Raw genomic sequence first — 23,241 nt, forward strand, 5'->3', positions numbered from 1 at the left:
TTAAGAATGGCTGATGAAGCCCTTCGATACTCCTAATGTGGTGTTAAGTGTTGGCAGATCTCTGAACCCCGCCCTAGCGGTTCAGATCTTAAACCCCGAGCCTCTCCCTCCCCATACGATGCTCGGGGTTTTTTTTGCCCGCGATTTATTCCTCCAGCCCTTCGGGCATGCGCTCTTCCAGCTGCAGCCAGCGCGCCAGCACGGCCTGCGCCTCTTCGATGCCCTGGCGTTTCGGCGCCGAGAACAGCTGGATACTGATCCCCTCGCCCCAGCCTTTGCGCAGGTCCTGTTGCACCTTGAGCAAGGCGTTCTTCGCCGCGCCGTAGGCCAGCTTGTCGGCCTTGGTCAGCAGGATGTGCATGGGCATCTGGCTGGCGGCGGACCAGTCGAGCATCAGCAGGTCGAACTCGGTCAGCGGATGGCGGATGTCCATCATCAGCATCAACCCGGACAGGCTGCGGCGGCTGCCCAGGTAGGCTTCCAGGTGGCGCTGCCAGTGCAGCTTGAGCGGGATCGGCACCTTGGCGTAGCCATAGCCCGGCAGATCGACCAGGCGGCGCTCGTCGTCCAGGCGGAAGAAGTTCAGCAGCTGGGTCCGCCCAGGGGTCTTCGAGGTGCGCGCCAGACTGGCGTGGGTCAGGGTGTTCAGGGCGCTGGATTTGCCGGCATTGGAGCGGCCGGCGAAGGCGACTTCGTAGCCTTCATCGTCCGGGCACTGGTCGACTTTCGCGGCGCTGATCATAAAGGCGGCCTGTTGGCACAGACCGATGATGGGATTCTTAGGTTGCATCGAATTTTCCGGTGAGGGCGGTGCCAGCGGTTGGCCCGGCATGCGGTGTCGTTTCCGTTTCAGTGACGCCAGTATATAATGCCGCAGATTTTGTGTGCGCTTTGTCCCGTACCAAGATAGGTATTTGCGGGAACGATGTAGAGATTCTGCGCATTAAGAACGCAGGACGCTTTCCTCCCTGATGAGGTCGATCTGATGAAGATGTTGCTGCTGGCTGCCGGTGCCCTAGTGTTGTCCTTGAACGTTCAGGCGGCCCAGGATCCGGAGGCGGTGTACAACCGCGCTTGTGCTGCTTGCCATAACGGACAGCTGCCGATGGCGCCGAAAAAGGGCGACAAGGCCGCCTGGGAGCCGCGTTTGGCCCAAGGCATGGACACCCTGGTGCAGCACGTCACCAAAGGTTTTAACGCCATGCCGCCAGGCGGCCTGTGCACCGACTGTAGCGCCGAGGATTACCAAGCCGTCATCGAATGGATGAGCAAGTAAGCTCGCGTTGATTTTCTCTCCCCTTAGCCGTAATTGGATTAGCTGATGAACAAAGTACTCGTGAGTCTGCTGTTGACCCTGGGCATCACCGGTATGGCTCAGGCCGCAGGCGACGCCGTTGCCGGTCAGGGCAAAGCCGCTGTGTGTGGCGCCTGCCACGGTGCCGATGGCAACAGCCCGGCGCCGAACTTCCCGAAACTGGCGGGTCAGGGCGAGCGTTACCTGCTCAAACAAATGCACGACATCAAGTCCGGCAACCGTCAGGTGCTGGAAATGACCGGTCTGCTGACCAATATCAGCGATGAAGACTTGCAGGACATCGCGGCGTACTTCGCCAGCCAGAAGATGAGCGTCGGCGCGGCCGACCCTAAGCTGGTTGCGCGGGGTGAAGCGCTGTTCCGCGGCGGCAAACTCGATCAAGGCATGCCGGCCTGCACCGGTTGCCACTCGCCCAATGGCGCGGGCAACGCCGCGGCAGGCTTCCCGCAACTGGGCGGTCAGCACGCGACCTACGTGGCTAAGCAGCTGACTAATTTCCGCGAAGGCGAGCGTACCAACGACGGCGACAGCCTGATCATGCGGGGTATCGCGGCCAAACTGAGCAACAAGGACATCGCCGCGGTGTCCAGCTATATCCAGGGCCTGCACTAAGATCCAGATCGGTAATATCCGGTACGGATTAGAGCAAAGAAAAGGGTGGCGAAGGCCACCCTTTTTCATTGGGGCCGCCGTTACAATGGCGGGAACCAGCCTCAAGGCCGTCGGTCGAAATCCAGTTCGCCATCGGGCGATTTTTATCTGCCAAGGAGTACAGCATGCGTAACCTGATTTTCAGTGCCGCCCTCGCGACTGCGAGCCTGTTCGGGATGACCGCCAACGCAGCCGAGCCGATTCAGGCGGGCAAGCAGTACGTCGAGCTGAGCAGCCCGGTCCCGGTCTCCAAGCCTGGCCAGATCGAGGTGGTGGAGCTGTTCTGGTACGGCTGCCCGCATTGCTACAACTTCGAGCCGACCCTCAATCCGTGGATCGAGAAGCTGCCGAAAGACGTCAACTTCATCCGCATCCCGGCCCTGTTCGGCGGCCTGTGGAATGTCCACGGCCAGCTGTTCATCACCCTCGAGTCGATGCAGGTCGAGGACAAGGTTCACGCCGCGATCTTCGAGGCCATCCAGAAGGACGGCAAGAAACTCGCGACGCCCGAGGAGATGGCCGAGTTCCTCGCCACCCAGGGCATCGACAAGGAGAAGTTCCTCGGCACCTACAACTCCTTCGCCGTGAAGGGCCAGATGGAGAAAGCCAAGAAGCTGGCCATGGCTTATCAGATCAGCGGCGTGCCGGTGTTGATCGTCAACGGCAAGTACCGTTTCGACATCAGCTCTTCCGGTGGCCCGCAGCAGGCGCTGGATGTGGCCGATCAGCTGATCGCCAAAGAACGCGCCGCGCAGTAAGCGGCCATGCTGCGTCGTTGGGGTAGCGAACGTGTGGCTGGCTTGCGCAACCCGCAGGTCAACCCGCACTGCGTGGATTCCAGCGGCCTGCCCGCGGACGGTCGACTGCGGCTGCTCAGTTTCAATATCCAGGTGGGCAATAGCACCGAGCGCTACCGGCATTACCTGACCCGCGGCTGGCAGCATCTGCTACCGCATCCGGAGCGCGCCGCTAATCTGCAACGCATCGGTGCGCTGCTCGGCGACTACGACCTGGTCGCCTTGCAGGAGGTGGATGGCGGCAGCCTGCGTTCGGGCTACGTCAATCAGGTCGAACACCTCGCCCAGCTGGGCGCCTTTCCCTACTGGTACCAGCAACTCAATCGCAATCTCGGGCACCTCGCGCAGCACAGCAACGGGGTGCTCAGTCGCTTGCAGCCGACGCTGTTGGAGGACCATCCGCTGCCCGGCCCGCCTGGGCGGGGGGCGATCCTGTTGCGCTTTGGCGAAGGCGCCGAGGCGCTGGCGGTGGTGATGATGCACCTGTCGCTGGGGCCGCGGACGCGGACCCGGCAACTGGCCTATATCCGCGAGCTGATCGGCGGTTACCGGCATCGGATCCTGATGGGCGACATGAACACCCATGCCACCGACCTGCTGCTGCATTCGCCGTTGCGCGATCTGGGGCTGTTGGCGCCGCAGGTGGAGGCGACCTTCCCCAGTTGGCGGCCACGGCGCTGCCTCGACCATATCCTGTTGAGTTCCAGCCTGACCCTGGAGCGTGTGCGGGTGCTGGCTCAGCCGATTTCCGATCATCTGCCGGTGGCGGTCGAGATTCGCCTGCCCGAGAGCCTCGGCCGCGCTGCGCAGCGTCGACAGGTTGTTGGATAAGGTGCAGAGCCTCTTGCTTATCAGCCGATGAAAATCTTCTCGCTTGTTCTCATGCTTGCCCTGCTGGCCGGTTGTGCCAGCGGTCCGCGGATCGACACCAGCCACCCTTCGGCCAATCACGACAGCCGGGTGCAGTTCGTCATCCTGCATTACACCTCGAGCGGGCTGGCGCGCTCGCTGCAGTTGCTGACCCAGGGCGAGGTCAGCAGTCATTACCTGATCGGCGCCGCGCCGCCGACCATCTACCGGCTGGTCGATGAAAGCCGGCGCGCCTGGCATGCCGGTGAAAGCGAGTGGCAGGGCCGTACCTGGCTGAACGCCAGTTCGATCGGCATCGAGCTGGTCAATGAGGGCTATCAGGACACCCCGAACGGGCGGGTTTGGCAGCCCTATTCGGAGGCGCAGATCGAGGCGCTGATCGCCCTGCTCAAGGACATCGTCAAGCGCCATGGCATCGAGCCGCAGAACGTCATCGGCCACAGCGACATCGCCCCGCTGCGCAAGCTCGACCCCGGGCCGCTGTTTCCTTGGCAGCGCCTGGCCGCTGCTGGCCTTGGAGTCTGGCCGGATGCCCAGGCGGTGGCCCGGCAGCAGGCGTTGTTCGCGCTTAAGCTGCCGAGCATCGGCTGGTTCCAGCAACAACTGCTGAGCCTGGGCTATGCCGCGCCGCAGACCGGCGAGCTGGATGTGGCCACCCGCCATGTGCTGGCCGCGTTCCAGCTGCACTACCGGCCGAAGCGCTTCGATGGCCAGCCGGATGCGCAAACCGCCGCACTGCTGCTGACCCTGAACCGGCAGCGCTGAGGCTCGGGGCATGACGCAGGGGGCGCCGCACCAGGTTGGCACGGCGTTGCGACTTAATTGGCCGGGCTGCCGAGCAGCACTTATTCCCCCGGCTAATCCCGGGGCCTTGGCGTTTCTGGCGTCGGGCTGGTCCGCACCGCTATCATCCGCGGCAAACCAGGGGGACTGATCATGCTCAACGGCTTATGGCTGAGCTTTTTCGTAGTGGCCGCAGTGGCCGCAGGGGTGCGCTGGATCGGCGGCGATCCGGGCGTCTTCGCCGCGATGGTCGAAAGCCTGTTCGCCATGGCCAAGCTGTCGGTGGAGGTGATGGTCCTGCTGTTCGGCACCCTGACCCTCTGGCTGGGCTTTTTGCGCATCGCCGAGAAGGCCGGCCTGGTGGATCTGCTGGCGCGGCTGCTCGGGCCGCTGTTCGCTCGCTTGATGCCGGAGGTGCCGCGGGGGCATCCGGCGCTTGGCTTGGTCACCCTGAGTTTCACCGCCAATGGCCTGGGCCTGGACAACGCCGCCACGCCGATCGGCCTGAAAGCCATGAAGTCGCTGCAGGAGCTGAACCCCAGCGCCACCTCCGCGAGCAACGCGCAGGTGCTGTTTATGGTGATGAACGCCTCGTCGTTCGTCCTGTTGCCGGTGTCGATCTTCATGTATCGGGCCCAGGCGGGAGCCGAAGACCCGACCCTGGTGTTTCTGCCGATCCTGCTGGCCAATAGCCTGTCCACCCTGAGCGCGCTGCTCGCGGTGGCCTTTATGCAGCGCCTGCGGCTCTGGGACCCGGTGCTGCTGGCCTGGTTCGGCGGTGGCGCGCTGCTGCTCGGCGGTTTTATGGCGATCCTCGCCGGCCTGTCCGCGACCGCGCTGACGGCGCTGTCCTCTCTGCTCGGCAACCTCACGCTGTTCGGCCTGATCCTGAGCTTCCTGCTGATGGGCGCGCTGAAACGGGTGCCGGTCTACGAGAGCTTCGTCGAAGGCGCCAAGGAAGGTTTCGAGGTGGCGAAGAATCTGCTGCCCTACCTGGTCGCCATGCTCTGCGCGGTGGGCGTGCTGCGCGCGTCCGGCGCGCTGGATGTGCTGCTCGACGGCATTCGCTGGTGCGTCGAGGGCCTGGGTTGGGACACCCGCTTCGTCGAGGCGCTGCCCACCGGCCTGGTCAAACCTTTTTCCGGCAGCGCGGCGCGCGCCATGCTGATCGAGACCATGCAGAGCCAGGGCGTCGACAGTTTCCCGGCCCTGGTCGCGGCGACCATGCAGGGCAGCACCGAGACCACCTTCTACGTGCTGGCCGTGTACTTCGGCTCGGTCGGCCTCCAGCGTGCTCGCCACGCGGTCGGCTGCGCGCTGTTCGCCGACCTGGTGGGGGTGCTGGCCTCGATTGCGGTCTGCTACTGGTTCTTCGGCTGAGCGGTTGAGGGCGATGCAGGCACGGCCTGCTCAATCACCTCGAAGCGCAGCACGCCAATCACCTGGCCATCCTCGGTCAGCACCCGCACCTCCCAGTCGCCGCCGAGCCGCGCGGGGAAGTTCTGCTTGTGGGTCCAGGCGCGGTACCCCGCCTTGCGGCCACCGTGGATATCCAGGGCGATGCGATCCACCTCCACACCGTCGTGGCGCCAGACATGGTAGATGCGCTCCGCCAGGCCGCGCGGCGCGTTGATCGCGGTGTAGGCATACAGCCCCTGGGCGCGCATCCGCTCGGCCGTCACCCGGGTGAGGCCTTTGCCCGGCGAGCGGCTGTGGTCATCCAGTTGCGTGGTCACCGCCACCTCGGTCAGCCACAGCGTGGCCGGCGGTACCCACGAGCGCGCCAGCCAGCCCACGCCACCCAGGGCCAGGGTCAGCCCGATCAAGGCCAGCCCGCGCCACCAGCGCTGCACCGGGAAGGTCACCAGCAGGCTGGGGAACGACAGCAGCACCGCGGTGCCCAGGGCCAGCTTGTAACTTTGCGCGGTGGTCAGGTGCAGAATGATCGGCAGCGCCGTCAGCAGCGCGGCGAACAGTGTCAGGGTGTGCAGCGCCAGATACAACCAGCGGCGCGGGGCGAGCCACTTGTTGTACAGCGGGTCGATGATGGTGATCAGCCCGGCGCCGGCCAGCAAGCCGGTGAACAGCAACTGGCCGCTGTTCCAGGTGGTGGTGATGAGGAAGAAGGGCAAGACGAAGAACAGACTCTCCTGGTGGATCATCTGCGTCGCATAGCGCAGCAGCGGTTGCGGTATCGTGCGGCCGAACAGGCGCGCGATTATCCGCGTGAGCAGGCTTTCCAGCGTCAACCAGAGCCAACTGACCAGCAGCGCCAGGGCGATCAGCGTGGCGAGTTTCGCCTGCCGGTCGACCAGGATGAAGCTGCACACCCCGGAGACGAAGCCGAAGGCCGCCACGACCCCCGGGTAGCGTTGCGTGAGGGCGATGAGGCTGAGCAGGCGGGTCTTCCAGATAAGCATGGGCGGTTCGCGTTGAGGGGCAGTAGAAACACGGCAGGTGCGCAGGATACTGATCACCCTCGGCGCTGAGAAGGATATTGCCGGCCCGCCGGTCACTCAGGCCGCCGGTGGCGATGCCCTAGCTTGGTTGTGCCTAGCCGAGCGCTGTGGGGTTCATGGCGAGTGGATTTCATCCAGTAGCGCCGCATCCGCCAGCGCGCTGGTTTCCTGGGCTTCCAGCACCGCATAGGCGCTGCCGCAGAACAGCGAATTGAGCCGCTTCATGTCGGCGATCAGCTCCAGGTGCAGCGAGCTGGTCTCGATGCTCTGCACCACCTGCTGATGCAAGCGATTGACGTGAGAGTGCGCCAGGCGCCGCTCCTGGGCGCGGAAGCGGCGCTTCTCGCGCAGCAGTTGGCGGGCACTTTCCGCATCGCCGGAGAGGAACACCGAGAGGCCCAGGCGCAGGTTGGCCATCAGCTGCCCATGCAGGCTGGTCAGCTCATCCAGGCCGCTGTCGGAGAACGAGTGGCGTTGGGCGGTTTTCTGGTCCTGCACCTTGCCGAGCATGCGTTCGATGATGTCGCCGGCCTGTTGCAGGTTGATCGCCAGCTCGATGATCTCCGCCCAACGGCGGCTGTCGTGCTCGGCCAGGGCCTCGCGCGGCACCCGCGCGAGGTAGAGTTTGACCGCGCTGTAGAGCGCGTCGACGTCGTCGTCCAGCCGTCGCAGTTCCTTGCTCAGCGCCGGCTGGTGGCCGCGCAGCACCTCCAGCAGGTGGTTCAGCATGGTGTCGATCAGGTCGCCGATGCGCAGGGTCTCGCGCACCGCATTGGCCAGCGCCAGGCCCGGCGTTTCCAAGGCGGTCGGGTCGAGATGGCGCGGCCGCGCCACGCCGTTCTGCTCTGCGCGTTCGGGCAGCAGCCAGTTGCAGAAGCGCGCCATGGGCCCGACGCTGGGCAACAGCAGCAGGCAGCGCAGGCTGTTGTAGAGCAGGTGGAAGCCGATCACCAGGCTCTGCGGGCTGAGCTTCAGGCTGGCCAGCCAATGCACCAGCGGGTCGAGCACGGGGCTGATCAGCAGCAGGCCGATCGCCTTGTAGAGCAGGCTGCCGAGGGCGACCCGGCGCCCCGCCGGGGTCTGCATGCTGGTGCTGAGAAAGGCCAGGATGCCGCTGCCGATATTGGCGCCGATCACCAGGCCGATGGCCACCGGCAAACTGATCAGCCCGGCGCCGGCCAGCGTCGCGGTGAGCAGCACCGCCGCCAGGCTGGAATAGGAAATCAGCGCGAACAGCGCGCCGACCAGCGCATCCAGCAGCAGGTCGCCGGTCAGCGAGGCGAACAGCACCTTGATGCCCTTGGCCTCGGTGATGGGCGTGGCCGCGCTGACTATCAGCTCCAGCGCCAGAATGATCAGCCCGAGGCCGATCGCCACCCGCCCCAGCTGGCCGGCGCGGGTTTGCTTGCGCGACAGGAAGAAGATCACCCCGAGGAAAATCAGCAGCGGCGACAGCCACGACAGGTCGAAGGTCAGCACCCGCGCCATCAGGGCCGTGCCGACATCGGCGCCGAGCATGATCGCCAGCGCCGGGGTCAGCGCCATCAGACCCTGGGCGACGAAGGAGGTGACCAGCAAGGCGGTGGCGTTGCTGCTCTGCACCAGCGCGGTGACGCCGATGCCGGCGGCAAAGGCCAGCGGCCGCTGGTTCATGTTGTGGCTGAGCACCTTGCGCAGGTGCGAGCCGTAGACCCGCAGGATGCCGGTGCGGACGATATGGGTGCCCCAGATCAGTAAGGCGACGGCAGACAGCAGGTTGAGCAGGGTCAGCATCGGTGCGGCCTCCCTGGCAGCCTTCGGCATTGACATGGGCGGCGCTCTGGCTCGGCAGCGATGGGTCGGGCGGGCGCCGCGTATAAGTAATGGACTGGCGAGAGTGGGTACTTGTTCGGCTATTTCTCGCAGGCCTGTCTTTAGCTTTAGTTGGCGATTGCCAGCGGCGCCAGCTTTATTCTGCCCTCTGTCGTCGGGGCAAGGCGGAATAGACACAGCCGGTCGCCCGATCCCGTCGGACTGGCCGAGCTGTTAACCTAGGCCGACCGACCGCCAGTGACCCCAGCCCATGCTCACGCTCTACCACGCCCCCGATCTGGAAACCCTCGGCGAGTTGGCCACCACGTTGCTGGCCCAGCCGCAGCGCGAGCCGTTTGCGCCGGCCTTGGTGGTGGTGCCGAGCCAGGGCATGGGCCGCTGGCTGACCCTGGAACTGGCGCGCAAGCAGGGCATCGCCATGCAGCTGGAGGTCCAGTTGCCGGCGAAATTCGTCTGGGAAGTGTCGCGCCTGGTGCTCGGCCAGTTGCCGGAGCAGTCGGCGTTCTCGCCCACCACCCTGACCTGGCGCCTGTACGACTGGCTCTGCGCGCCGGGCAACCTCGAGCGCGCGCCGCGGCTGGCGCAGTACCTCGAAGGCGGCGACGAACGCCGGCGGCTGTCGCTGGCGGCGCGGATTGCCGACGTATTCGACCAGTACCTGCTGTATCGCGACGACTGGCTGGCCGCCTGGGAGCGCAATGAACGGGTCGATCTGGGCCCCGACGAAGGCTGGCAAGCGCTGCTCTGGCGTGAACTGACCGCCGATGGCCACCCGCACCGGGCGCGGCTGCTGGACGATCTGCTGCGGCGCCTGCACGACGACCAGCCCATCGCCGGCCTGCCCGAGCGTCTGCTGGTGTTCGGCATCAGCAGCCTGCCGCCGCACCATATGCGCGTGCTCGAAGGCTTGGCGCGGCATATAGAGATAGTCGTGTGCGCTCTTAACCCGTGCCGCGAGGCCTGGGGGGATATCCGCGATATTCGTGAGCTGGCGCAGCAGCCCTCAAGCGCAGCGGACTCTCAAGAGCTGAGCCCGGATGATTGGTATCTGGATGTCGGCCACCCGTTACTGGCCAGCCTCGGCAAACAGGGCCGCGACTTCTTCGATGCGCTGTTCGCCCTGACCGCCACCGAGGGCAGCCAGGAGCTCGGCCTCTATTCGGAAGACGCCGACCTGCATGACAGCTCGGTGCTGCGCGCCCTGCAAAACGACATTCTGCGCCTGCGTACCCGTAAGCCCGAGGAACGCCTGGCGTTGCGTGGGGGTGATCGTTCGCTGGAGGTGCACATCGCCCACTCGCCGCTGCGCGAAGTGGAAATCCTCCATGACCAGTTGCTCGCGCGCTTCGCGGCCGAGCCGGGCCTGACGCCCGATCAGGTGGTGGTGCTGACCCCGGATATCGAACGCTACGCGCCCTATATCGAGGCGGTCTTCGCTCCGCGCGAAGGCGTGCCACGGATTCCCTTCAGCCTGGCCGACCGCAGCCTGCGGGCGGAAGTGCCGCTGATCGAAGCCTTCCTCAGCCTGCTGGCCCTGGAGCAGAGCCGCTTCACCGCCGAGGAAATCCTGACCTGGCTGGAACAGCCGGTGATTGCCGCCCGTGCCGGGATCGAAAACGAAGACCTGCCCCTGCTGCGCGACTGGCTGCGCGAAGCCGGCGTGCGCTGGGGCCGGGATGCCGGCCATCGCCAGCAGCTCGGCTTGCCGGCGGAGGTGGCCTTTACCTGGCGCCAGGGGTTGGATCGCCTGCTGCTCGGCTTCGCCGCGCCGCCGCAATTGGCGGGCAGCGCGGCGCCGCTGCTCGGCGACAGCTGGCCGCTGGACGCCCTGGAGGGTGGCCGCGCGCAACTGCTCGGGCGCCTGGCCGCTTTCGTCCAGCGCCTATCTAGTCTTGCCGAAGACCTGCAACGGCCACGGCCGCTGGCGGCCTGGGCCGACACGCTGCAAGGGCTGATCGACGGACTGTTCGATGAGCGCGAAGCCGGCGACACCCTGCTCCTGCTCAGCCAGGCCTGTGGGGCGCTGCGCGATCAGGCGACGGCCGCCGGTATCGAACGGCCGCTGGAGCTGGCGCTGGTGCGGCAGCAACTCAGCGCGGCGCTGGAGCAAGGCAGCGGCGCCTCGGGTTTCCTTACCGGTGCGGTGACCTTCTGCACCATGGTGCCGATGCGCAGCCTGCCGTTCCGCCTGGTCTGCCTGCTCGGCCTGGATGACGGCGCCCTGCCACGGCGCACCCCGGCCGCCGGCTTCGATCTGATCAGCCAGCGGCCGCGGCGTGGCGACCGTGCCCGGCGGCTGGACGACCGTTATCTGCTGCTGGAGATCCTGCTCTCGGCCCGCGCCGCGCTCTACCTCAGCTACGTGGGCCGCGACCCGCGCAATAACGCCGAGCTGCCGCCCTCGGTGCTGATCAGCGAGCTGCTAGATGTGGTCGATCTAACCGCGGCCTGTGACAGCGGTGCTTTAGCGCTAAAAGCCAGCGCCCGTATAACCCATCAGCATCCGCTGCAACCCTTCGCCCCCGGCAACTTCGCCGATGGGCGGCAGGCCGGTTTCGCCGCGCCCTGGTTCCGCGCCGCCCAGCGCCTAAGCCAGTCGGCCGAGACGGCGCAACCCTTCGCCAGCGTGCTGGATGCGCCGGACCAGGACTGGCTGACAATCGAACCCAGCCAGTTGATCCACTGCTTTAAGCACCCGGCGCGCTACCTACTGGAGCAACGCCTCGGTCTGCGCCTGGCGCAGAGCGAAGAAGCCCTGGCCGGCGACGAGCCGTTCAGCGTCGAGTGGACCAGCCAGCACGGCCTGCGCCAACTGGCGCTGCAGGCCATCGAGCGTGGCTGGAGCGAGCGCGAGGAACGCGCCGTGGCCGCCGCCTCCGGTTGGCTGCCGGTGGGCGAACTGGGCCAGGCCCATTGGGGCCAGATTCGCGGGCCGATCCGCGCCTTCGCCCCGACCCTGTTCGACGAACGCCCGGAGGATGCGCCGCAGCCACTGTTGGTGGATATCCAGCTGGCCGGCGTGCGCATCCACGGCTGGCTGGACGGCGTCAGCACCAGCGGCCTGTTCGACTACCGCCTGCGCGACCTCGGCGCCTGGGAGCTGGCGCCGTTCTGGCTGCGTCATCTGCTGCTCAACTGTGCCGCGACGCCCGGCATCGACCGCGATAGCCGCCTGCTCTCGCCGAAAAGCGAATGGCGGCTGGGGCCGCTGGCCAATCCACTGCAGCTGCTCGAGCCCTGGATGCACGCCTACAAGAGCGCGCTATGCGAGCCGCTGCCGGTATTGGCCAAATGTAGCCATGGCTTTGCCAAGAAATGGCGCAAACCCGGGCGCAAGGAACCGATCGACGCGGCTCGCGACGAAGCGCGGCTGATGTGGCAAGGCAATGATTTTATGACCGGCGAAGGCCAGGACCCCTGGAACGCCCTGGCCTTCCGCGACCGCGAACCGCTGGACGAACGCTTCGAAACCCTGGCCGAACAACTCTACGGCCCGGCACTGGATGCCCTGCAAGGAGAGCAAGAGTGAATCAAGTTATCCACGTGTTCTGTCTCGCAATGCTTAACGCCATTTTGGGCCAAGCAGTCGCTTCTCCCACGAGTGAGACTGAGCAACTGTTGACGCAAGGTGCCTGGAAAGTTGCGGCTCAGCAGATATTTGCAGAGGCACGAACTCTTAACCGGCATGAATCTGCTATCGCACTGGGGCAAGTTAGGGCTGGGTTGGTCGATGATGCGCTGGTTACGATCAATGACACCCATGCTGTTAGCCGTGTGTGGCTGATTAGCGAATTAATGCGGAAGTCGCCTGCTTTGCCTGACGAAACTAGATCGCAGTTGTTTCAGCAAGCAGTTCAGATTGCCCAAACGAATGCTCATGCTGATCTAGCTGCGGGTGACTTCGCCATGCTTGCCTTGTTATCAGTGAGGCAGGGAGATACAGAGATCGGCAAGACATTATTTGCAGACGCTGTTTTGGCCGCGCAGAAGGGACAGGGCGAAGATAGTGCTGGTTTGCGGCGCATTACCGAGCAGCTCACTCGCGCGCCCTTATCCGAGTTGAAGGACTGGATGCTCACTGCGTTGATCGAGGCTCTACCTAGTAGCCGCGCAGACAAGCTTGCCTTCCCCTGTGTCGATTTGCTGAGTGTGGCAGGCCGGCTCGGAGAGCCGAAGTATTACCCCGTGTTGCTTGAGTGTGCACAGCGAGGTATTGCAAATATCAGTCGCGAGGGGTTGCAGACTAATGCGTCAGCAGCGCTGGCCGAAGTGAAGCTTGAGCTGGGTTTGCTCGGCGAGGCGCGAGGTTTACCGCCAGCGCTACATGCCAGAATTGCGGTCCGGAATGGTCAGTTTGTACAGGCTCAAGCAATTATCCAGGACATGCCGCAAGGGCTTTATGTAGATCTCGCGCAGGATACTTATCAGGCGGTGATCCGCGATGCTTTTCAGCGGGGGGATTTGGCGGCGGCGGAGTTTTTTATCAAGCGCCCTGTTCGCGATCTTCCAGCCGTGCAGCTGGCTAATTGGCAAACATTGGCACAGCACCAGTTGCAAGTGGGGCAAGTTCAGCTTTCCGATGAGAGCGATGCCAGGTCTATCGAGGTATTGCCCCGTTTGAGTGCTGCTCAGGATGTCTATGGTCGGAATGTACAGGCTGTGGCGCATCTGGCCATCGCGCTGCAGCGCAGAGGGCGGCCCGAGCAGGCGCAGCAGGTGATGCAAGTGGCGCAAGAGCTGCTCGTGCGTATCCCGGATCGTCGGATTGATGATCAGATTGAGGCGCAGTTGAGTGTGGCCGCGGCTCTCTGGTGGAACAATCAGCGTCCTGCTGCACACCACAGCATTCTTCAGGCGTATCTGAAGGTTCAGCAGATGTCCGAAGACGGTTATTCAGCGGTTAGCCGTAAGGCTCGACAGCTGTCTGCTGTCGGCAATGCCATCGTGGACTTGATATGAGGCCACTATGACTACGTTGAATTTGCTGCAGGACAGCTTTAGCGGCCGCTCGCTGATCGAGGCCAGCGCCGGTACCGGCAAGACCTGGACCCTGACAGCGCTGTACGCCCGCCTGCTGCTGGAAAAGCAGCTCAGCGTCAGCCAGATCCTGGTGGTGACCTTTACCACTGCGGCCACTGCCGAATTGCGTGAACGCATCCGCAAGCGCCTGGCCGAGCTGCTGGCGGTCTACGACCAGGGTCCGGGCACGGACGAGCTGCTTAACCGCCTGCACGCCCAGTACCCGGATGCGGCCAGCCATCGGCGCTTGCTGCTGGCGGTGCATGGTTTCGACGAGGCGGCGATCTTCACCATCCACGGTTTCTGCCAGCGCGCCTTGCAGGATGCCGCCTTCGAGGCCGGCGGCGATTTCGATAACGAGCTGACCCACAACGACCGCGAGATTCTCGACGCTCTGCTGGCCGACCTGTGGCGGCATGAGCTGGCCGCCGCCGAGCCGGAGTGGGCGGCCTTTCTGGTGCAACAGAAGATCACTCCGCAGGCCCTGCGCCAGCGTCTGCGCAACCACTTGGGCAAACCCTATCTGCGTATCGAACCACAGCCGGGGGCCAGCAGCGAGATGAGCGCCCTGCGCGACGCCTGGCAGCAGGCGCAGCGCTGCTGGCAAAGCGAAAGCGCTGCGTGGCTGGCGCAGCTCAAGGCCTTCGACGGCTTCAAAAGCAATATGTGCAACCCGGCCAAACTGGGTGTCTGGCAGGCCGAGCTGGATGGCTACTTCAGCGATGCCGCCGCGCTATTTAGCAAGACCGAGGCGCACCGCCGCCTGTCTCGCGAGGGTCTGTTCAAGGCCAGCAAGAAGGATCGCGAAGCGCCGGCCAACCCCCTGGCAGCGACCCTGCAGGAGCTGTGCGACGCCCTGGATACGGCCCAGCCCGAGGCCGAGCAACGCCTGATCGATCTGCAGGTGCGCCTGATCGGCCAACTCAACGAACAACTGCCCGCGCGTAAGGCCGCCCAGCGCCTGCTGGCCTTCGACGACCTGCTCAACAAACTGCAACAGGCGCTCTACGGCGAGGGCGGCGAACATCTGGCCGGCACCCTGCGCGCGCAATACCCGGTGGCGCTGATCGACGAGTTCCAGGACACCGACCCGGTGCAGTACCAGGTTTTCCATCGTATCTACGCAAACCAGGGCGACCTCTGCTTCGTAGGCGATCCCAAGCAGGCCATCTATGCCTTTAGGGGCGCAGATCTGGCGACCTACCTCAAAGCCCGCGACGAGGCGGCACGGCAGTACAGCCTGGCCACCAACCACCGCTCCACGCCCGAACTGATCGCCGCACTGAATCAGCTGTTCGAGCGGCCCATGCCGTTCGCCGAAAAGGGCCTGGACTATCCGCCAGTAGCTGCCAGCCAGCGTTCACGACCGCAGCTGGTACTACCCGTCGTCGATAACGAACAGGACGCACCGCTGGCACTGGTCTGGCTCAGTGATGAACACCTAGGTAAGGGCGAAGCGGGCGCATTGGTCGCCCGTGATACGGCGCGACGGATCGCCGCCGTGCTGGCCGCCAGCAGTCAGGGCGAGGCCTATTTCGACGAACAGGGCCAGCGCACTCCGCTAAAAGGCGGCGATATAGCCGTACTGGTCGCCAGCCACCGTCAGGCCAGTGAGGTGGCCGAGGAACTGGCTGTCCGCGGCGTGCCCAGCGTGCGCCGCGGCAAGGAGAACGTCTGGCACAGCGCGGAGGCCGAGGAGCTGGCCGCGGTGCTGGCCGCCTATGCCGAGCCGGGCCGCGAGGGCGCGTTGCGCTACGCCCTGGCCAGCCGCCTGCTGGGGCGCAGCGCCGCCGATCTGGCCGCCTGCACGGACGATGCCCAGGCCTGGGACGCCGAGCGCGAGGCCGCCGAGCGCTACCATCAGCTGTGGCAACAGCAGGGCTTTATGCGCGCCTTCCGCGCCTGGCTGGATGAGCAGCAGGTGGCGCAGCGCCTGCTGGCCCTGGTCGACGGCGAACGGCGCCTGACCAACCTGCTGCACCTGGCCGAACTGCTGCAGACCGAGAGCCTGCAACGCCCCGGGCTGGAGCAGTTGCTGAGCTGGTTCAATGCCCAGCGCAGCGCCGAAAGCCACGGCGAGGAGGCCCTGCTGCGCCTGGAAAGCGATGCCGAGCGGGTGCAGATAGTCACCATCCACACCTCCAAGGGCCTGGAATACCCCCTGGTGTTCTGCCCCTACCTGTGGGACGGCGCGCTGTTGCGCCAACATGAAGACATCAGCTGCCACGCCGACGACGGCACGCCGCTGCTCGACCTCGGCGGCGAGCAGTTCGACAGCCACCGCGAACGCGCCCGTCATGAGCGTTTCGCCGAGCGCCTACGCCTGACCTACGTGGCCCTGACCCGCGCCCGCGCCCGCCTGTGGCTGCACTGGGGGCCGGTGGACTGCAAGGCCAAGAAGGACGGCACGTTGGCCGAGAGTGGCCTGCACAGCAGCGCCCTGGCCTGGCTGCTGCACGGTCGTCACTTACAGGGCGACGATGCCCTGGGCGAACTCGCCGGCCATCTGCAAACACTGAGTCCCCATGGCCTGCGCGGCGAAATCGAGCAGCTGGTCAGCAGCAGTCAGGGCCATATGGCCATTCAGCCGCTGCGCGCCACCGAAGCCAGCACCGCCGGCGAACAACGCGCCCCGGCGCCGCAACAGCTGGCCACGTTGCAACGCAGTCTGCACAGCGCCTGGCGCATCGGCAGCTTCTCCGGCCTGGCCGCCGGCCTGCACATGGAGGCGCCGGATCGTGATGGCCTGGTGATGCCGGATGCCAGCGAGCCGGGGGCCGGCTTCTTCGGCTTTCCCCGTGGTGCCCGTGCCGGTACCTGTCTGCACGCCGTGCTGGAGGACTGGGTACGGGGCAAGGGCGAGCTGCCGCAACTGGTGGAACACGCGCTGAAGGCCCACGGCCTCTCCACCGACTGGACCGAGCTGGCTGCCACGCACCTGCAGCAGGTGCTCGACAGCGATCTGGATGGCCAGGGCCTGACCCTGGCCGCCCTCGCCCCGGCCCGGCGCCTGCCGGAACTGGGCTTTACCTTCCCGGTCGCCAACCTGGATGTGCAGCGCCTGCGGGCGATCCTGGCGGACCCGCTGCATGGCCTAGCCGCCCCCATGCGGGAAGCGGCGGCGCGGCTGGAGTTCGACGGCCTCAAGGGCTTCCTCAAGGGCTTTATCGACCTGACCTTCGAGCATCAGGGGCGCTGGTATATCGCCGACTACAAATCCAACTGGCTCGGCCCGGACGCCAGCTATTACGGCGGCGAGCGGCTGCTCCAGGCCCTGGCCGCCGAACATTACTACCTGCAATACCTGATCTATCTGGTGGCGTTGCGGCGCTTCCTCCGCCAGCGCTTGGCGGACTTCAACGACGACCAGCTGGGCGGCGCCTATTACCTGTTCCTGCGCGGCATGCCGAGCGCCGGGGTGTATTTCTCGCGTCCGGCCGACTCGCTGCTGGATGCGCTGGATCGGCTGTTCGAGGAGGGTGTTTGATGTCGTCAGTAGGGTGCGCCGTGCGCACCATCCGCCTGCTTTCCGGTGCGCATGGCTACGCCTTTCGTCAGGAGTCTTACCCATGACCTTCGGCCCGCTGACAGAGGCTTTCGTAGGGTGCGCCTCGCGCACCGGTGGTCTACTCGGCGCTACCGATTATTGTGGTGCGCGTGGCGCACCCTACGGGACTTGCCCATGAGTTTTGCTGCCCTGCCCCTCGGCCCGTTGGAGCGGGCCTTCGTCGACAGCCTGCAGCGCCTCGATCCCCAGGCCGGCGAAGCCGTGCTGGTGGGCGCTGCGCTGACCTGTGGCGCGCTGGCCGAGGGCGATGTCTGCCTGCCATTGCGCCGTTGGGCCGGGCAACGGGCCTGGCCGGAGGCGGGCGGCGGGCTGCTGCTGCCGGCCTTGGCCGACTGGCGCGGGCAACTGGCGGCGTCGTCCCTGGTCGGCCTGCCCGGCGCCTTCGCACCGCTGATTCTGGATGGCGAACGCCTCTACCTGGCCCGCTATCACGCCTACGAAACCCAGCTGGCAGGGCAACTGCTCGCCCGCGGGAGTGCGACCCCGGAGATCGACGAGACGCTGTTGGCCGACGGCCTGACCCGGCTGTTTGCCCGTAATAGCGGCCAGGCCGGGCCGGATTGGCAACGCCTCGCCGCGGCCCAGGCGGTACGCCGCAATCTGGCGGTGATCTCCGGCGGCCCCGGCACCGGCAAGACCAGCACCGTGGTGCGCCTGCTCGCCGCGCTGCTCGAACAGCCGGGCGGTTCACGCCTGGCCATCGGCCTCGCCGCCCCCACCGGTAAAGCCGCCGCGCGCATGGCCGAGGCGATCCGCACGGCCAAGGCCGAGCTGCCGGTCAGTGACGCGATCAAGGCGGCGCTGCCGGACGAGGCGCGCACCCTGCACCGTCTGCTCGGTAGCCGCGGCGACAGCCCGCGGGTGCGGCATAACGCCGCCAGCCCGTTGCCGCTGGATGTGTTGGTGGTGGACGAAGCCTCGATGGTCGACCTGGCACTGATGGCCAAGCTGGTCGACGCCCTGCCCGCCAATGCGCGACTGATCCTGCTCGGCGACAAGGACCAGCTGTCCGCCGTCGAAGCCGGCGCGGTCTTCGCCGAGCTGTGCGAGGGCAGCGGTTTCGCTGCGCACACCGCAGCCGCCTTGCAACGCCTGACCGGGCAGTCGGTGGCGGTGCAGACCCCGCGCTCCAGGCTCGGCGATGCCGTGGTGTTGCTGACCCACAGCCACCGCTTCGCCGGTGACAGCGGCATTGGCGAACTGGCGCGGCGCATCAACGGCGGCGATGCGGCCGGAACCTTGAATCTGCTCAAGGAGGGCCGCGCCGATCTGGCCTGGCAATCCCAGCCGGCCCCGGCCGCCCTGCTCGACCGCCTCGAGCAGGGTTATGCGCCCTATCTGGCGGCCGCCCGCAGTGGCGATCCGACGGCAAGCTTCCAAGCCTTTAATGCCTTTCGCGCGCTGACCGCCCAGCGCGAAGGGCCCTGGGGCGTGGCGGGTATCAACGAGGCGCTGGAGGCGCGGATCAAACGCCGCTTCAGCCTGCCCAGCCGCGAGCGCTGGTATCCCGGCCGGGCGGTGATGGTGCGTCAGAACGATTACGCCCTCGGCCTGTTCAACGGCGATATTGGCCTCTGCCTGGCCAGCGAACACGGCCTGCGGGTCTATTTCGAGAGCGCCGGCGAGGCCGAGCACAGCTTCCGTCCCTTCTCGCCCGCTCGCCTGCCCAGTCACGACAGCGCCTTCGCCATGACCGTGCACAAAAGCCAGGGCTCGGAATTCAGCGAGGTGCTGTTGGCCCTGCCGGAAACCCCTAGCCCACTGCTGACCCGCTCGCTGCTCTACACCGGCATCACCCGGGCCAAGCACAAGGTCGAACTCTGGGCCTTGCCGGCCCGGCTCGCCGAGGCCGTCAGCACCCGCGCCGAGCGCGCGGCGGGCTTGGCCGAGCGGTTGGGGGTGAGTCCGGTTGTGGACGAGCCGCCGCGCAGCGCTTCAGCCGTTGCGGTTACGCCGGGGAGCGATCAGCTCAGTTTGTTTTAATGAAGCTCTTCGTAGGAGCGGGCCATGCCCGCGAAAAGCGGCAACGCAAAAGCATCGCGGGCATGGCCCGCTCCTACGGGTTTTGATGCGCGACCTGCAAGGCGCTTACTCGCCGGGAATATCCTTGCGCAGCTTCACCGGCTCGCTGAGTTGCTCCTGCTTCTTCTCCCGCGCGCTGCGCATGCGGATGTTGACGGCTTCGACCGCCAGCGAGAAGGCCATGGCGAAGTACACGTAGCCTTTGGCTACATGCGCATCGAAGGCTTCGGCGATCAGCACGGTGCCGACCATGATCAGGAACGACAGCGCGAGCATCTTCAGCGAGGGGTGCTTGTCGATAAAGGCGCTGATGGTGCCGGAGGCCAGCATCATCACCAGCACTGCGACGACTATCGCGGCGATCATCACCGGCACGTACGAGACCATGCCGACCGCGGTGATCACCGAGTCCAGCGAGAAGACGATGTCGATGATGGCGATCTGGATGATGGTGCCGAGAAAGCCGCCGCCCATGCCTTTCGGCTCATCGAGGGTGTCGTCTTCGCCTTCCAGGCTGTTGTACATCTCGCTGCTGCTCTTCCACAGCAGAAACAGGCCGCCGAAGAACAGAATCAGATCGCGCCCGGAAAAGCCCTGCTCCAGTACCGTGAACAGATCGGTGGTCAGGCGCATGACCCAGGTGATCGACAACAACAGCATGATCCGCGTGACCATCGCCAGCGCCAGGCCGAAGATGCGGGTCTTCGCTTGCATGGCTTTCGGCATGCGGCTGACCAGGATCGAGATCATGATGATGTTGTCGATGCCGAGGACAATTTCCAAGGCCGTCAGGGTGAAAAACGCGACCCAGATTTCCGGGCTGGTCAGCCATTCCATGTAAAACCTTCCTCTTGCGGTGGTGCAGGCGATTAAGTCAGTGGCTGCCGAACAGCGGGAAGATCCCCATCAGCAGCGCGGCGAACAGGATACACAGGCAAACCAGCACTGCCCATTTCAGGGTGAAACGTTGGTGCTCGCCAAACTCGATACCGGCCAGGCCGACCAGCAGGTAAGTAGAGGGTACCAGCGGGCTGAGCAGATGTACCGGTTGGCCGACGATCGAGGCGCGGGCCATTTCCACCGGGCTGATGCCGTAATGGCTGGCGGCCTCGGCGAGCACCGGCAGCACGCCGTAGTAGAAGGCGTCGTTGGACATGAAGAAGGTGAACGGCATGCTCACCACGGCGGTGATCAGCGCCAAATATGGCCCCATGGCGTCTGGAATCACCGCCAATAAACTTTTCGACATGGCGTCGACCATGCCGGTGCCAGAGAGGATGCCGGTGAAGATCCCCGCGGCGAAGATCAGCCCGACCACCGCCAGGACGTTGCCGGCATGGGCGGCGACGCGCTCCTTCTGCTGCTGCAGGCAGGGGTAGTTGACGATCATGGCGATGCCGAAGGCGAGCATAAACAGCACCGGCAGCGGCAGCAGGCCGCTAATCAGCGCCAGCATCAGGGCGGCGGTGAGCGCGCCGTTGAACCAGATCAGCCGTGGGCGGCGCGCGTCCGGGTACTGCGACACGCTGATGGCGCCGTGCTCGACCGCATCGCCGGGCAGATGCAGTTCGCCGAGGCGCGCCCGCTCGCGTTTGCCGTAGAGGTAGGCGATCAGCAGGATCGCCACGACGCCGGCGAGCATGGCCGGAATCATCGGCACGAAGATCGCCGACGGGTCGACGTGCAGGGCGCTGGCGGCGCGCGCGGTCGGGCCGCCCCAGGGCGTCATGTTCATCACCCCGCCGGCGAGGATGATCAGCCCGGCCATGATCCGCGGGCTCATGCCCAGGCGGCTGTAGAGCGGCAGCATGGCGGCCACGCAGATCATGTAGGTGGTCGCGCCGTCACCGTCCAGGGACACCACCAGGGCCAGCACCGCGGTGCCGACCGAGACCTTCAGCGGGTCGCCTTTGACCAGCTGGAGAATCTTGCGCACCGCCGGATCGAACAGCCCGGAGTCGATCATCAGGGCGAAATAGAGGATGGCGAACATCAGCATCACGCCGGTCGGCGCGAGCTTGGTGATGCCCTCCAGCATCATCGGGCCGATCCCGGCGGCGAAGCCCCCGATCAGGGCGAAGACGATAGGGATGATGATCAGGGCGATCAACGCCGAGAGGCGCTTGCTCATGATCAGGTACATAAAGGTGACGACCATGGCGAAGCCGAGGAAGGTCAGCATGGGATTACTCCAGGCGAGTGGGTGACGTACGGGTCAACGGGCGCGGCAGCACGGCAGCGGTCGGGACGGGCGGCCTGGAGGATCGGAAAGGCGGGTGCAGCGCAGCAGGACAGAGCAGGAACTCGACATGACAAACCACCGATTGTTTTTTTTCTGGGGGCCCGCGGCTGGTGGCGGGAGGCTGGATGCTAAGCGGCGAAGCTTTCAGCAGGCTTTCGTTGGCGCAGGGGTGTGCCGGGATGCGGAGCTTCCGACGGACGGCTTTCAGCCTCTTACGCTTTTTATTGGATCCCCGCATTCGCGAGGATGAGGGGTTAGGCGGGGTTGTGTAGGGTGGAAAAGCCGCAAAGCGGTTTTCCACCATAGGGGAGTCCAGGGTGCCTAGTGGGTGGATAAAAAGAGTGTTATCCACCCTACGTTTATTGATCCTCCGAGGCGGGAATCCAGTGAGCGACGCCGCCGCTATGCCGCCATATAGATGGGCTGCTCAGCTTTTCAGCAATCCGCCATCGACGGGGATCAGCGCTCCGGTCACATAACCGGCCAGCGCCACGCCGAAGCCCAACCCGGAGCTGCCTCCGCAGACCAGTGCCGTACGCTTTTCGAGAGAAAGATGCATGGGGTCTCCTTACGTCTTAATACAGCCTGGCGGGTTTGCAGACAGCTCGCGGCCATCTGCAAATCCCAGGTGATTCAGGCTGTCAGTACGCGGCAAGCATGGGCCGGGATGGTCACCGACACCGGGTTGCCGATGGCCAGGCCGATGCCCTGGCAGGGTGTGCTCAGTGCGGTCAGGGATACGCCGGAACACTCGATGGTGGTTTCGATGGTCGCGCCTATGTCGCGCACGAAGGTCACCGTACCCTGCAGACGGTTGTCTGCACTGGCCTGCGGCCGCGACAGTTCCAGGTCCTCCGGGCGTACCAGCATCTTGATGTTGGCGCCGGCCTGGATGCTCGCGCAGATCGGCACCTGGAGCGCCGCACCGCCGGGCAGGCCGACCCGGCCGTTGCCCAGGGCGGTCGCCGGGAAGATATTGCCGGTGCCGATGAAGTCGGCGACGAAGGCGTTGGCGGGGTTGCGGTAGATCTCGATCGGCGTGCCGACCTGCTGCACCCGATGCTCGCCGAGCACGACCACTATATCGGCCATGGTCATGGCCTCGCGCTGGTCGTGGGTGACCATGATGGTGGTGATATTCAGGCGCTGTTGCAGTTGGCGGATCTCCACCTGCATGGACTCGCGCAGCTTGGCATCGAGTGCCGACAAGGGTTCGTCCAACAGCAGCAGCTTGGGGTGCGCGGCGATCGCCCGGGCAATCGCCACCCGCTGGCGTTGCCCGCCGGAGAGCTTGGCCACCGGGCGGTCGACCATCTCCTGCAACTGGATCAGTTGCAGCAATTCGGTCACCCGCGCCTGCTGATCCGCCTTGCTCACCCCGCGCAGGCGCAGCGGATAGGCGATGTTTTCCCCGACGGTCATGTGCGGGAACAGTGCCAGCGATTGGAACACCATACCGAAGTTGCGCTGGTGCGCCGGGGTGTGGCCGATGTCTTGGCCATCCAGGCGGATTTCACCGCCGCTGAGGCTTTCCAGGCCGGCGATCATGCGCAACAGCGTGGTCTTGCCGCAACCCGAGGGGCCGAGGAAGCACACCAGTTTGCCCTCGGGCAGGTGCAGGTTGACGCCCTTCACGGCGCAAGCCGAGCCGTAGTGCTTCTCGACGTTTTGCAGAATCAGTCCAGTCATGCTTCACCTCGAAA

17 protein-coding genes are annotated in these 23,241 nt (G+C 65.4%); 10 read left to right on the forward strand and 7 right to left on the reverse strand.

Annotation, left to right across the window (positions count from 1 at the left end; genetic code table 11):
- Nucleotides 1-145: 145 nt before the first annotated feature.
- Nucleotides 146-790 (reverse strand): ribosome biogenesis GTP-binding protein YihA/YsxC, encoded by a 645-nt coding sequence (gene yihA, locus FFS13_RS02970; RefSeq protein WP_137817631.1) that lies wholly within the window; start codon nucleotides 788-790, stop codon nucleotides 146-148.
- Nucleotides 791-985: 195 nt separating this feature from the next.
- Between yihA and FFS13_RS02975 the strand changes: the two genes are divergently transcribed.
- From FFS13_RS02975 to FFS13_RS03000, 6 genes are all read left to right on the forward strand, one after another.
- Nucleotides 986-1,276: a cytochrome c5 family protein gene (locus tag FFS13_RS02975; protein WP_137817632.1), complete on the forward strand. Its 291-nt coding sequence runs from the start codon at nucleotides 986-988 to the stop codon at nucleotides 1,274-1,276.
- A 45-nt stretch (nucleotides 1,277-1,321) separates the two neighbouring features.
- Complete coding sequence (locus FFS13_RS02980; protein ID WP_137817633.1) at nucleotides 1,322-1,927, forward strand: cytochrome c; 606 nt, start codon at nucleotides 1,322-1,324, stop codon at nucleotides 1,925-1,927.
- Between the two features lie 164 nt (nucleotides 1,928-2,091).
- On the forward strand, nucleotides 2,092-2,724 hold the full coding sequence (locus FFS13_RS02985) for a thiol:disulfide interchange protein DsbA/DsbL (RefSeq protein WP_137817634.1): 633 nt from the start codon (nucleotides 2,092-2,094) through the stop codon (nucleotides 2,722-2,724).
- 6 nt (nucleotides 2,725-2,730) lie between these two features.
- Entirely contained in the window at nucleotides 2,731-3,594 is an 864-nt protein-coding gene (locus FFS13_RS02990) for an endonuclease/exonuclease/phosphatase family protein (RefSeq protein WP_171006404.1), read from the forward strand.
- A 27-nt stretch (nucleotides 3,595-3,621) separates the two neighbouring features.
- Nucleotides 3,622-4,398, forward strand: a complete 777-nt coding sequence (locus FFS13_RS02995; protein WP_137817635.1) for an N-acetylmuramoyl-L-alanine amidase — start codon at nucleotides 3,622-3,624, stop codon at nucleotides 4,396-4,398.
- Nucleotides 4,399-4,569: 171 nt separating this feature from the next.
- On the forward strand, nucleotides 4,570-5,796 hold the full coding sequence (locus FFS13_RS03000) for a nucleoside recognition domain-containing protein (protein WP_137817636.1): 1,227 nt from the start codon (nucleotides 4,570-4,572) through the stop codon (nucleotides 5,794-5,796).
- Here the strand turns inward: FFS13_RS03000 and FFS13_RS03005 are convergent.
- The gene (locus tag FFS13_RS03005; protein WP_137817637.1) at nucleotides 5,778-6,836 is read right to left on the reverse strand and encodes a DUF5924 family protein; all 1,059 of its coding nucleotides are present in this window, start codon (nucleotides 6,834-6,836) and stop codon (nucleotides 5,778-5,780) included. The genes FFS13_RS03000 and FFS13_RS03005 overlap by 19 nt on opposite strands.
- Nucleotides 6,837-6,989: 153 nt before the next feature.
- Entirely contained in the window at nucleotides 6,990-8,648 is a 1,659-nt protein-coding gene (locus FFS13_RS03010; RefSeq protein WP_137817638.1) for a Na/Pi cotransporter family protein, read from the reverse strand.
- A 289-nt stretch (nucleotides 8,649-8,937) separates the two neighbouring features.
- On the opposite strand from FFS13_RS03010, the gene recC reads away from it, so the two are divergent.
- The 4 genes from recC (at nucleotide 8,938) to recD (ending at nucleotide 19,257) form a co-directional block, all read left to right on the forward strand.
- Entirely contained in the window at nucleotides 8,938-12,216 is a 3,279-nt protein-coding gene (gene recC / locus FFS13_RS03015) for an exodeoxyribonuclease V subunit gamma (RefSeq protein ID WP_137817639.1), read from the forward strand.
- Entirely contained in the window at nucleotides 12,213-13,646 is a 1,434-nt protein-coding gene (locus FFS13_RS03020) for a hypothetical protein (protein WP_137817640.1), read from the forward strand. Before recC ends, FFS13_RS03020 begins: the two co-directional genes overlap by 4 nt.
- Nucleotides 13,647-13,653: 7 nt before the next feature.
- The gene (recB, locus tag FFS13_RS03025) at nucleotides 13,654-17,193 is read left to right on the forward strand and encodes an exodeoxyribonuclease V subunit beta (RefSeq protein WP_137817641.1); all 3,540 of its coding nucleotides are present in this window, start codon (nucleotides 13,654-13,656) and stop codon (nucleotides 17,191-17,193) included.
- Between the two features lie 195 nt (nucleotides 17,194-17,388).
- Complete coding sequence (gene recD / locus FFS13_RS03030) at nucleotides 17,389-19,257, forward strand: exodeoxyribonuclease V subunit alpha (protein ID WP_137817642.1); 1,869 nt, start codon at nucleotides 17,389-17,391, stop codon at nucleotides 19,255-19,257.
- Between the two features lie 105 nt (nucleotides 19,258-19,362).
- Here the strand turns inward: recD and FFS13_RS03035 are convergent, their stop codons facing one another.
- The 4 genes from FFS13_RS03035 to FFS13_RS03050 form a co-directional block, all read right to left on the reverse strand.
- Entirely contained in the window at nucleotides 19,363-20,133 is a 771-nt protein-coding gene (locus FFS13_RS03035) for a TerC family protein (RefSeq protein ID WP_137817643.1), read from the reverse strand.
- A gap of 37 nt (nucleotides 20,134-20,170) precedes the next feature.
- Nucleotides 20,171-21,478 (reverse strand): CitMHS family transporter, encoded by a 1,308-nt coding sequence (locus FFS13_RS03040; RefSeq protein WP_137817644.1) that lies wholly within the window; start codon nucleotides 21,476-21,478, stop codon nucleotides 20,171-20,173.
- A gap of 487 nt (nucleotides 21,479-21,965) precedes the next feature.
- A complete protein-coding gene (locus FFS13_RS19945) occupies nucleotides 21,966-22,097 on the reverse strand; it encodes a hypothetical protein (RefSeq protein ID WP_256657799.1) in 132 nt (43 codons plus the stop codon).
- 74 nt (nucleotides 22,098-22,171) lie between these two features.
- Nucleotides 22,172-23,227 carry an ABC transporter ATP-binding protein gene (locus tag FFS13_RS03050; protein WP_137817645.1) on the reverse strand — a complete coding sequence of 352 codons (1,056 nt, stop codon included), beginning with the start codon at nucleotides 23,225-23,227 and terminating at the stop codon, nucleotides 22,172-22,174.
- Nucleotides 23,228-23,241 lie beyond the last annotated feature (14 nt).

This window comes from Pseudomonas sp. 2FG, from assembly GCF_005502935.1.
Taxonomy (GTDB): Bacteria; Pseudomonadota; Gammaproteobacteria; order Pseudomonadales; family Pseudomonadaceae; genus Aquipseudomonas.

Coding starts and splice junctions, on each gene's coding strand:
- FFS13_RS19945 (WP_256657799.1), bottom strand. CDS start 22,097: ATGCATCTTTCTCTCGAAAAGCGTACGGCACTGGTCTGCGGAGGCAGC.
- FFS13_RS03035 (WP_137817643.1), bottom strand. CDS start 20,133: ATGGAATGGCTGACCAGCCCGGAAATCTGGGTCGCGTTTTTCACCCTG.
- recB (WP_137817641.1), top strand. CDS start 13,654: ATGACTACGTTGAATTTGCTGCAGGACAGCTTTAGCGGCCGCTCGCTG.
- FFS13_RS02985 (WP_137817634.1), top strand. CDS start 2,092: ATGCGTAACCTGATTTTCAGTGCCGCCCTCGCGACTGCGAGCCTGTTC.
- FFS13_RS03005 (WP_137817637.1), bottom strand. CDS start 6,836: ATGCTTATCTGGAAGACCCGCCTGCTCAGCCTCATCGCCCTCACGCAA.
- FFS13_RS02990 (WP_171006404.1), top strand. CDS start 2,731: ATGCTGCGTCGTTGGGGTAGCGAACGTGTGGCTGGCTTGCGCAACCCG.
- recC (WP_137817639.1), top strand. CDS start 8,938: ATGCTCACGCTCTACCACGCCCCCGATCTGGAAACCCTCGGCGAGTTG.
- FFS13_RS03000 (WP_137817636.1), top strand. CDS start 4,570: ATGCTCAACGGCTTATGGCTGAGCTTTTTCGTAGTGGCCGCAGTGGCC.
- FFS13_RS02975 (WP_137817632.1), top strand. CDS start 986: ATGAAGATGTTGCTGCTGGCTGCCGGTGCCCTAGTGTTGTCCTTGAAC.
- FFS13_RS02980 (WP_137817633.1), top strand. CDS start 1,322: ATGAACAAAGTACTCGTGAGTCTGCTGTTGACCCTGGGCATCACCGGT.
- FFS13_RS03050 (WP_137817645.1), bottom strand. CDS start 23,227: ATGACTGGACTGATTCTGCAAAACGTCGAGAAGCACTACGGCTCGGCT.
- FFS13_RS03040 (WP_137817644.1), bottom strand. CDS start 21,478: ATGCTGACCTTCCTCGGCTTCGCCATGGTCGTCACCTTTATGTACCTG.
- FFS13_RS03010 (WP_137817638.1), bottom strand. CDS start 8,648: ATGCTGACCCTGCTCAACCTGCTGTCTGCCGTCGCCTTACTGATCTGG.
- FFS13_RS02995 (WP_137817635.1), top strand. CDS start 3,622: ATGAAAATCTTCTCGCTTGTTCTCATGCTTGCCCTGCTGGCCGGTTGT.
- recD (WP_137817642.1), top strand. CDS start 17,389: ATGAGTTTTGCTGCCCTGCCCCTCGGCCCGTTGGAGCGGGCCTTCGTC.
- yihA (WP_137817631.1), bottom strand. CDS start 790: ATGCAACCTAAGAATCCCATCATCGGTCTGTGCCAACAGGCCGCCTTT.